This is a genomic window from Aliibacillus thermotolerans (assembly GCF_027853235.1).
In the GTDB taxonomy this organism is placed as follows: Bacteria; Bacillota; Bacilli; order Bacillales; family Marinococcaceae; genus Aliibacillus; species Aliibacillus thermotolerans.
In genome coordinates this window covers 1-8,887 of sequence record NZ_WKJG01000059.1, presented here as the reverse complement: position 1 = coordinate 8,887, position 8,887 = coordinate 1, and the positions used below count along the sequence as shown (strand labels likewise).

Below are 8,887 nucleotides of genomic sequence, written 5' to 3'. Positions count from 1 at the left end.
CGTATAATTCATTTTGAGTCCTCCTTGGTTTTCTAATTTCGGAGTCGATGCATCGACATCCTGTACTATACCAAGGAGGCTCTTTTTTGTTAAACCTCAAATTTCTTCATTACAGGAATGCTTTCTATATATTACTCAACGGTATAAATCGAGTAGTTTACTTTTCCGGGGAGACGAATGCCACGTGAAACAAAGATACGGCGGTTTAGCCAATCATATTTTTCGGAAGCCGTTTCAAAAATAGGAGAAGTGCGAAAGTAATAGGCATCAGGATCCACTTCTTCATTATTATCAAGCCGCTTTAGTACTTCCGCATCCCCCGTCCGAATGCCGCGATATGTCATCATGATTAGTTCCTTGTCCGTCGTCTCGAGAAGAATGCGGACATCTTGAATAATGGTGCCATCTTCTCTCACAGTGATCCAGTCATCTCCGCCCGGGATCACTTCTGCGTTTAGCTTTTCACCCCGTAAGGATCCTCCCGTTACTCGGATGATTCTTCTTGTTCCAATAGGGGTTGTCCCGGGAAGATGTGCCTTTTCCACCGTTAATTCCATGTCACATAAGAAGGAAAGCGAAGGAGCTGGTAAATGTCTCATTACTTCACCTCCTCCGTCGTTTTCCGACGGTAAGTGGCAATTTTATCTGCATCTAGTTCCACCCCGAGACCTGGTTTGTCCGGTACTTCAATATATCCGTTTTTCATGATGACAGGATTTTTTACCGGGTCATCCGCGAGCCAGCCCGGTCCAAACAATTCACTGCCATAATCTAAGTTCGGAATAGAAGCGTAAACATGTAGACAAGCTGCGGTTCCAATGGAGCTTTCGAGAGAGGTGCCACCAAAGCATGAGATGCCTGCCGCTTCCGCAATACCAGCCATTTTCATCGTATTTTTTAACCCACCGGCTTTATGAATCTTTAGAGAGAAAATATCTGCCGCTTTTTCTTTTGCAATTCTCATCGCATCATAAATCGTTGCGACACTTTCATCCGCCATAATCGGAACTTTTTTCATGGCAGACAGATGTGCCAATCCTTCGATATCATGAGGAGGGAGAGGCTGTTCTAAGAAGTCGATTCCAACTTCATAAAAAGCATCCATCCACTTTGTCGTCGTCATGCGATCCCAAGAGCCATTCGGATCAATCCCGATCGTCGCGTGACCTTTTATTCCTTCCGCAATCCGTATGGAACGCTTCGCATCGTCATCAGGAGCCTCTTTTCCGGATTTCGTTTTGAACGTAGCATACTGCCCGGAAGATACCGCCTTTTTTGCTTCTTCTATATCTCCCTCCGGTGTTCCGGATGCCAAAGCCCATCTGACCGGAATTTTATCTTGCTTCAGACCACCAAGCAGTTGATGAACCGGAACGTCATACATTTTCCCTAAGGCGTCCAAAAGAGCCATTTCAATCGTTGCCTTCGCAAATTCGTTCCCTCGGATTTGCCGGTTGAGTACTTGAAGTAATAATTCCAGCTGAGTTGGGTCTTCCTCAAGGAGAAGCGGGGTTGCATATTGATCAATGACCACTTGCATTGTCTCGACGCTTTCGCCATTCCAAAAGATTCCAGGCGTCGTTCCTTCTCCAATTCCTACCACCCCATTACTCAACTCTATCCGAAGAAGGAGAAAACTTTTAGCTGCCACTTTCACTGCAGAAAACTGATGCGGCCGCTTGATAGGAATGTCTAGCAATTCGGTGGTAATGTTTTTAATCGTTATTTTATTCATTAGGAAAACCTCCAATATAAACAGTTTGAAGCCCTCGATCACTCTTTAAAGAATCCATCGAGGGCTTTCGCATCTAATTACAAACTCAGACTCCTTTCTCTACATATTCTTTCTTATTTTTTTCTCATCACAAAGTTTAAAGAAGCTTCTTTATGGTCGCCCTTATCTACTAACTTGGTAATTAATTGTTTTCTCACCCCTTGGGCAACATCTGACTCGAGCCATTCATCTCCTTCAAAGAAAACTTGTGTGATAAGCGTTTCATGTCCTTCTGCTTCAAACATTAAATGAAGGTGGGCCGGACGCATCGGGTGCTGATCCATGTACTCGAGAAATTCTCCCGTTGGTCCTTGATCCGGTATGGAATACGGAAGGGGAACGAAACATTTGACGACGAAATCTCCATTTTCATCCGTATAGAAATGTCCGCGCAAGTTAAAACGCGGGGCGTCCGAATCGAAACCGGAGTACTTTGCAGTGGCGTCATTCTCCCAGAACTCCACTCGCGTATTTCCAAGCGGCTTCCCGTCTACGGAACTGACATTTCCTTTAAAATAAAGCACTTCTCCTTGTTCATCCGGGCGCTGGGTTAACACATAAGCCCCTCCCGGCTCTTTTTCCAGCTCCGGAGAACCTTCTAGAAAATACGGTCCCAACAGAGACGGCTGCGTTCCGGGTAAGTCTTTATACATGGCATTTAAAACATGTGTTTCAAGGAAAACGTCTGCGAAAAGTGGTAGTTCCCCGGAGCGACCGAGACGATCTGCCCAGTTAACAAAGTTTGTGTACTCTTCATGATTAATTTTTGCTTCTTTTAAAAACGCTTGCATATGTTTCACAAATAAATGAAATACCTCTTCCACACGTTCATTCTTTTTGGCTGCTTGTTTTTGCATATCATGATTCCTCCTTCAAATTTATCTCAATTAAATAATGAAAATGCCAAACTGACATTGAACTACCAAATAATACTTTTCTTTTTGCCTTGAAAAGATGTACGAGGAGAAAGTTAACATGCCGAAAATTCTAGTTGATTCGCGTACGTTGATGCCAGGCCATCATGGATACTACAAAAGCACGGATAGAAACAGTTAATGGAGATACTCTCGTTATCTTCCACGTCATACACCTATGATTTAACTTTTAAAATAATTCACATCATCAGGATTCACCCAAGTATTGTTCACCCAACCATCAAGGTCATAATCAGACATGCATTTTTCCGCAAAGTTCATAAAGGCTTCTGCTTGTCCGGATTGTTGGGCATTTACTAGATTTTCTAATCGGATATTTTCATGATTTCCGGAATAATTACGCTCGTATAATTCATGGCGACCACCATATTCTGTTCCTACTACTTCCCAAAGCAACTTAATTAATTTAATTTTGTCATGAGAACTAATACCGTTCGAACCACGATAAAGTCGATCAATCAACGGTCTCAATTCAGGATTTTTAAAGTCTCTCGCACTGGAGGGCTGTACAATTAAATTTCCAGCAACGACGTTTTCAATAATTTCTTTGATTTTCGGCCATCCTTCCGACATAAAAACGCGGTAAGCAAGACCGTAATTTAAATTAGGAAGAGCCGTACCATTTCTTCCCTCATCAGGATTAAGCGCCATTGCATCGCTTATTGCCCAGAACATGTTACGCCATGCAAGAACTTCTCCAACGTTTGCTTGTACTCCTCGAAATTGATCCGTCCCACTTGTCTGTACTGCTTTTATTAATAACCCTGCAATAAAGTCCAGTTTTACCGATAATCTTGTCACACCATGAAAAGTAAAGCGGTGTAAGAAACCACTTTCCGGGAAAAACCCATTTGCTTTTTCCACATCTTTATAAATTAAAACATTCTCCCAAGGGATCAACACACGATCAAAAATTAAAACAGCATCATTTTCATCAAAACGACTGCTCAATGGATAATCAAAAGGACTACCCATCACTGCTGCTTGCATTTCATACGATTGACGACAAATAAGTTTTACTCCCGGGGTATCCATCGGAGCGATAAACACCAATGCCATATCTTCTGAACCAACTGGAACAGCCCCGTAATGCGCCACAAAGTTATAGTTTGTTAAGGCAGAACCTGTCGCTACCATTTTTGCTCCGCTTACAATAATCCCCTCATCCGTCTCTTCTTCAGCCCTTACGAAAACGTCTTTTACCGCTTCCATCGGTTTATTTCTATCAACAGGAGGATTAATAATCGCATGGTTAAAGAACCAATTTCGTTCCTGTGCTTCCTTGTACCAAAATTTCGCATTTTCAGAATAAGGAGCATAATAATCAGGATCTGCTCCTAACGTTGCTAGAAAAGAAGCTTTGTAATCTGGAGATCTTCCCATTTGTCCGTAAGTGATTTTGGCCCACTCTGCAATTGCATCTCTAGCAGCTTTCAGTTCTTCCGCCGACTTCGCATATTTAAAAAACCTTTGAGTGTAGCCGCCATTCCCTGAATCCGTTTCTGTCGTTAAAATTTCCTTTGTAGCATCATCATGAAGGGCATCATATTGACTCGCAATAGACCGCGCAGCATTTCGGAAAGCCGGATGTGTCGTGACATCTTTTACACGCTCTCCGTTTATCCATACTTCCCGGTTATCTTTTAAACTTTCCAGATATTCTTTTCCCGTCAACGGCCTCTTATGTCTTTGTTGCTGCTTAATCATGTAACTACCTCCTTTAATTTAAAAACGCTTTCTTTTATATCTTTATTATGGATTTATTCTGAAATATTTGAACTGTAAAAAAATACTGATAAATAGTTCAGCTTTTTCATTTTTTGTGGTGTTACATAATCTGTTGGGAGGAATGATCTGTCAAACGGATAGCAAAATATATCTGGATTGCTAATTGAAACTTAAATCGTTCCGCTCCTGATTTTAAGTCAGTTTGACAAAGCGTTTCTATACGATCAATCCGATATCTGAGTCCAGCAATAGAGAGGTGAAGGTGGTTTGCGGTTTGTTGAAGATTACCATTATGGTCGAGATAAGATTTTAATGTCATAAGGAAATTTGAATTGTTTTCACGGTCATATTTTACTAAAACGCCAATCGTTTTTTGATAAAATTCAATCAATTCTTCCGGATCCGTTCCTTTCAAAAACATCATAATCGGCTCTAAATCTTCAAAAAATGCAATTCGGCTTACCGTGGGTTCCGTTATGTGAAGAAAATCACTGATTTTACAAGCATCTTGGTAACTTTTAGCTAAAGAAGGTAAGTTAGTTGCCTCACGACCAGCACCTAAGTAAGCACGGACGCGAGGGAATTTCTCCTGTAAAAGTTCTAATATATCTTCTGTAATTCTATCCATATGTTTAGCTGAACTTTTAGATAAAATTAAAATAATATAGTTTTTCTTTGAAAATATATCGATGTCAGGATAAGTGGTGTTCAGTAGCTGTAATATTGGTTGACATTTTTCAGATGGCACAATTTTAATTGATAAAATGCGGTTGAAGGCGGAAGGGTGAAAATTAAATAAGTGAGAGCGTTTTTCAAACTGCTCATTATTCGGGTTGAGAAGCATTTCCTCAAAAAACTCTTCTTTCTTTTTCCAAAGAGAACGTGTAATTTTCCACTGATGAAACATTTGAATTGTCAATATGCCTAACGCCCGTTTAATTGTTAATTGATCTTTTTGGGTCATTTTCTCATGTCCAATTACTACCATTCTACCTAAATTAAGATTGTGAGCACGAATTGGGAAAGTAGAGATATCATTTTGTTGTTCGGCAGAATAAAGAGACTTTTCTGCCCATTGATGATAAACTAATTCGTCCTTTTTATGAATAAAATAACTTTCGATCATCTTGTTGTAATAATCAATTACAATGCTTTTATTAATGATATTCGCTACATAAGCAATCGTATCTGACAATTCTTTATCTTCAAGAAAAAGATTGATTAATTCATCTTGTACTTTATCTGTTTCAGTAATATTCTGATTTACTTGACGAAGTTCGTGATAGGCTCGGTCTAATTCTGTGATTAATGACTCAGCTTTATAGTACCTCATGTATTTTTTATGTTTCTCTTTATTTTTATCAACAGTATTAGCAACATAAGTACAGTGAGAATCTCCTTTACCGACACAAGTGTCTTCATAGACAACAACGTCTCTCCCAAAGGTGCTCGTTAAGTAACCACTTGCATATCCAACAAGCGTCCAACAAACTGTCTCATCACTATACCCATAATGTTTGACGTGTTCTTCTGCTTCATAGGAGTTATACCAATGTCCCCTAAAATAAAGAGAATCATGACTAATCTCTAACACTTCCGGATTCGCCGTAACAACACCTTCAAGCGTGTGAAGAGAAGGACCGGCAAGTATTAATTCTTTTTTATTGCTCCAAGAATACTTAGAAGCAATAGATTCTCCATCTTTTTTCCCCCAAGTCCATCCATATCTCATTAAAAATCCTTTCGCTCTTTCCATACCTAACGTATTTACTAAATCTTGTCGCAAAATACCGAGCGCTTTCACTGAAACTAAAGTCATACGTTCCTGATTAAAAGTAATGATTCCACTGCGATGATTGATGTCAATTAAATTATCAAATCGCAATTGATGAGCCTTCATAGCGTCCTCCTTTCAGATTGGCGATTGAAAAAAGTTGCAGCAAAATATCAGCTGCAACTTTCAGAAACTACTGCAAAAATCAAAGAGACTAATTATCTTCATGATAATGAAGATTTTAAAGCCTTTCAATACGGACCATCAAAACGATAGTTTCTCCATTCACTTCATTGTAACAATAATATTCATACGGATATACCGCAAAAACAGTTGGATAAATTTTAGTATACCACGAAAAAACTCTACAACAATAGATGGAATATAAAAAAGATGAATGAAACTTTAAGTTTTTGCAGTATTCATGTTATCCACGTTTATATTTTTCTTCGCTTTGGGAAGTATTTTGGCTTTTCTTTTTATTTTTTATTAGCTTTTCTTCAATTTCAAGATCTCGTAATGGAATATCGTCCACATGTTGTTGTTCTTTAAACTTATCTAGCTCAGTACGATGTTCATCGTATCCTTGCTTAAAAGGATTCACCGTATCTTTTTTACTTATCTTCTCGTCATTTCTTTTTCTACTCATCGTAGACACCTCATTTGTTAAATTTCTATTTTACTCTTTACTATCCATTTCCCTGAACGAACGGAACATCAAACATTTTTCATGCTCTCTTTCTTTATTGTTAAGAAATACTGAGAAAATAAGTAAAAACAAAAAACGCCTGTAAACGTGGACAAGGCAACATTTACAAGCGTTAAAAACAGTTTTCAATTTTATGAATGCGTACAATGGTACCTGAGGTGGGATTCGAACCCACAAGCCAAAAAGGCACAGCATTTTGAGTGCTGCGTGTATGCCAGTTCCACCACTCAGGCATCTCGTATGGATTCATTTTTATAAAAGATGGTGCCGAGGGCCGGACTCGAACCGGCACGGTTGTAAACCAACCGCAGGATTTTAAGTCCTGTGTGTCTGCCAATTCCACCACCCCGGCACGGGTTTTGTTGTGGAGGCGGCACCCGGATTCGAACCGGGGAATAAAGGATTTGCAGTCCCTGGCCTTACCACTTGGCTATGCCGCCATGTGCATTTGTTAACAACATTGCACATGCAGATTGTTTATTCTTTTTCTTTCTGGAGCGGAAGACGGGATTCGAACCCGCGACCCCCACCTTGGCAAGGTGGTGTTCTACCACTGAACTACTTCCGCGGTTATTACTGGCTGGGCTAGCTGGATTCGAACCAGCGCATGACGGAGTCAAAGTCCGTTGCCTTACCGCTTGGCTATAGCCCAACATTTCAATGGGGCGATTGATGGGGATCGAACCCACGAATGCCGGAGCCACAATCCGGTGCGTTAACCACTTCGCCACAATCGCCACTTCACTTTCGCTACATGGCAGGGGTAGTAGGAATCGAACCCACATTTGCGGTTTTGGAGACCGCCGTTCTACCATTGAACTATACCCCTGTTTAACAATAGTGGTGGAGGGGGACGGATTCGAACCGCCGAACCCAAAGGGAGCAGATTTACAGTCTGCCGCGTTTGGCCAGCTTCGCTACCCCTCCAAAAATGGTGCCGGCCAGAGGACTTGAACCCCCAACCTACTGATTACAAGTCAGTTGCTCTACCAATTGAGCTAGACCGGCATAAGTGGTGGCTCGAGACGGAATCGAACCGCCGACACGAGGATTTTCAGTCCTCTGCTCTACCGACTGAGCTATCGAGCCAAAAGAAATTATGTAGTTTGAAAATATGGCGGGCCTGACGGGACTCGAACCCGCGATCTCCTGCGTGACAGGCAGGCATGTTAACCGCTACACTACAGGCCCTTTTTGTGAAGATTAAGCTGCGAATCTCTTCGTCAGCTGCACTCGTTCAGTCAGTCACGCACTGGGTGCGCTCCTTCCTTAATTTTCTTGTTTACAACAAAGAATAAAGGAAGTATAAGTTTCATATCTTTTTGTTAACTGAATGTGTTCGATGTGTATTATTTTGGTTGCGGGGAGAGGATTTGAACCTCTGACCTCCGGGTTATGAGCCCGACGAGCTACCAGACTGCTCCACCCCGCGATGTCGTAAATGGTGGAGGGTGACGGGATCGAACCGCCGACCCCCTGCTTGTAAGGCAGGTGCTCTCCCAGCTGAGCTAACCCTCCAATATGGTGACCCGTAGGGGATTCGAACCCCTGTTACCGCCGTGAAAGGGCGGTGTCTTAACCACTTGACCAACGGGCCCCTTGCATTTATGTAAATGATGGCGGAGAGCGAGGGATTCGAACCCTCGAGACGGTTTTTCACCGCCTACACGATTTCCAATCGTGCTCCTTCGGCCAACTCGGACAGCTCTCCAGTTGGCTCCACAGGCAGGATTCGAACCTGCGACCGATCGGTTAACAGCCGATTGCTCTACCACTGAGCTACTGTGGAATGTATGTAATCCGAAATTCATCTTAACACATTCTTATTAAAATGTCTAGTCCGGCAACGTCCTACTTTCACAAAGGGTCGCCCCTTCATTATCATCGGCGCTAAAGAGCTTAACTTCCGTGTTCGGCATGGGAACGGGTGGGTCCTCTTTGCTATGGTCACCGGACAAGTATGAATT

6 protein-coding genes, 16 tRNA genes and 1 rRNA gene are annotated in these 8,887 nt (G+C 41.7%); all 23 read right to left on the bottom strand.

Going from position 1 to position 8,887, the window contains the following annotated elements:
- Positions 1–131: 131 nt before the first annotated feature.
- Positions 132–599 carry a DUF3237 domain-containing protein gene (locus tag GJS40_RS09895; protein WP_270897703.1) on the bottom strand — a complete coding sequence of 156 codons (468 nt, stop codon included), beginning with the start codon at positions 597–599 and terminating at the stop codon, positions 132–134.
- Positions 599–1,735, bottom strand: a complete 1,137-nt coding sequence (locus tag GJS40_RS09890) for a muconate/chloromuconate family cycloisomerase (protein WP_270897702.1) — start codon at positions 1,733–1,735, stop codon at positions 599–601. Before GJS40_RS09890 ends, GJS40_RS09895 begins: the two co-directional genes overlap by 1 nt.
- A 113-nt stretch (positions 1,736–1,848) precedes the next feature.
- Positions 1,849–2,631 (bottom strand): dioxygenase family protein, encoded by a 783-nt coding sequence (locus GJS40_RS09885; RefSeq protein ID WP_270897701.1) that lies wholly within the window; start codon positions 2,629–2,631, stop codon positions 1,849–1,851.
- Positions 2,632–2,871: 240 nt separating this feature from the next.
- On the bottom strand, positions 2,872–4,416 hold the full coding sequence (locus tag GJS40_RS09880) for a 4-hydroxyphenylacetate 3-hydroxylase N-terminal domain-containing protein (protein ID WP_270897700.1): 1,545 nt from the start codon (positions 4,414–4,416) through the stop codon (positions 2,872–2,874).
- Between the two features lie 121 nt (positions 4,417–4,537).
- On the bottom strand, positions 4,538–6,337 hold the full coding sequence (locus tag GJS40_RS09875; RefSeq protein WP_270897699.1) for a XylR N-terminal domain-containing protein: 1,800 nt from the start codon (positions 6,335–6,337) through the stop codon (positions 4,538–4,540).
- A gap of 301 nt (positions 6,338–6,638) precedes the next feature.
- Positions 6,639–6,860, bottom strand: a complete 222-nt coding sequence (locus tag GJS40_RS09870) for a hypothetical protein (RefSeq protein ID WP_270897698.1) — start codon at positions 6,858–6,860, stop codon at positions 6,639–6,641.
- Positions 6,861–7,067: 207 nt separating this feature from the next.
- A tRNA-Leu gene (locus tag GJS40_RS09865) sits at positions 7,068–7,153 on the bottom strand.
- 29 nt (positions 7,154–7,182) lie between these two features.
- Positions 7,183–7,272: transfer RNA gene (locus GJS40_RS09860), tRNA-Leu, on the bottom strand.
- A gap of 13 nt (positions 7,273–7,285) precedes the next feature.
- A tRNA-Cys gene (locus tag GJS40_RS09855) sits at positions 7,286–7,360 on the bottom strand.
- 53 nt (positions 7,361–7,413) lie between these two features.
- Positions 7,414–7,488, bottom strand: a tRNA-Gly gene (locus GJS40_RS09850).
- Between the two features lie 9 nt (positions 7,489–7,497).
- A tRNA-Gln gene (locus tag GJS40_RS09845) sits at positions 7,498–7,572 on the bottom strand.
- Positions 7,573–7,581: 9 nt separating this feature from the next.
- Positions 7,582–7,657, bottom strand: a tRNA-His gene (locus GJS40_RS09840).
- Positions 7,658–7,675: 18 nt separating this feature from the next.
- Positions 7,676–7,749, bottom strand: a tRNA-Trp gene (locus GJS40_RS09835).
- 12 nt (positions 7,750–7,761) lie between these two features.
- A tRNA-Tyr gene (locus tag GJS40_RS09830) sits at positions 7,762–7,847 on the bottom strand.
- A gap of 5 nt (positions 7,848–7,852) precedes the next feature.
- Positions 7,853–7,928, bottom strand: a tRNA-Thr gene (locus tag GJS40_RS09825).
- A gap of 5 nt (positions 7,929–7,933) precedes the next feature.
- A tRNA-Phe gene (locus GJS40_RS09820) sits at positions 7,934–8,009 on the bottom strand.
- A 26-nt stretch (positions 8,010–8,035) separates the two neighbouring features.
- Positions 8,036–8,111, bottom strand: a tRNA-Asp gene (locus GJS40_RS09815).
- 164 nt (positions 8,112–8,275) lie between these two features.
- Positions 8,276–8,352, bottom strand: a tRNA-Met gene (locus GJS40_RS09810).
- Between the two features lie 10 nt (positions 8,353–8,362).
- Positions 8,363–8,438: transfer RNA gene (locus tag GJS40_RS09805), tRNA-Val, on the bottom strand.
- 4 nt (positions 8,439–8,442) lie between these two features.
- Positions 8,443–8,517: transfer RNA gene (locus tag GJS40_RS09800), tRNA-Glu, on the bottom strand.
- Positions 8,518–8,537: 20 nt separating this feature from the next.
- Positions 8,538–8,631: transfer RNA gene (locus tag GJS40_RS09795), tRNA-Ser, on the bottom strand.
- 3 nt (positions 8,632–8,634) lie between these two features.
- Positions 8,635–8,709: transfer RNA gene (locus tag GJS40_RS09790), tRNA-Asn, on the bottom strand.
- A 49-nt stretch (positions 8,710–8,758) separates the two neighbouring features.
- Positions 8,759–8,875, bottom strand: a 5S ribosomal RNA gene (gene rrf / locus GJS40_RS09785).
- Between the last annotated feature and the right edge of the window lie 12 nt (positions 8,876–8,887).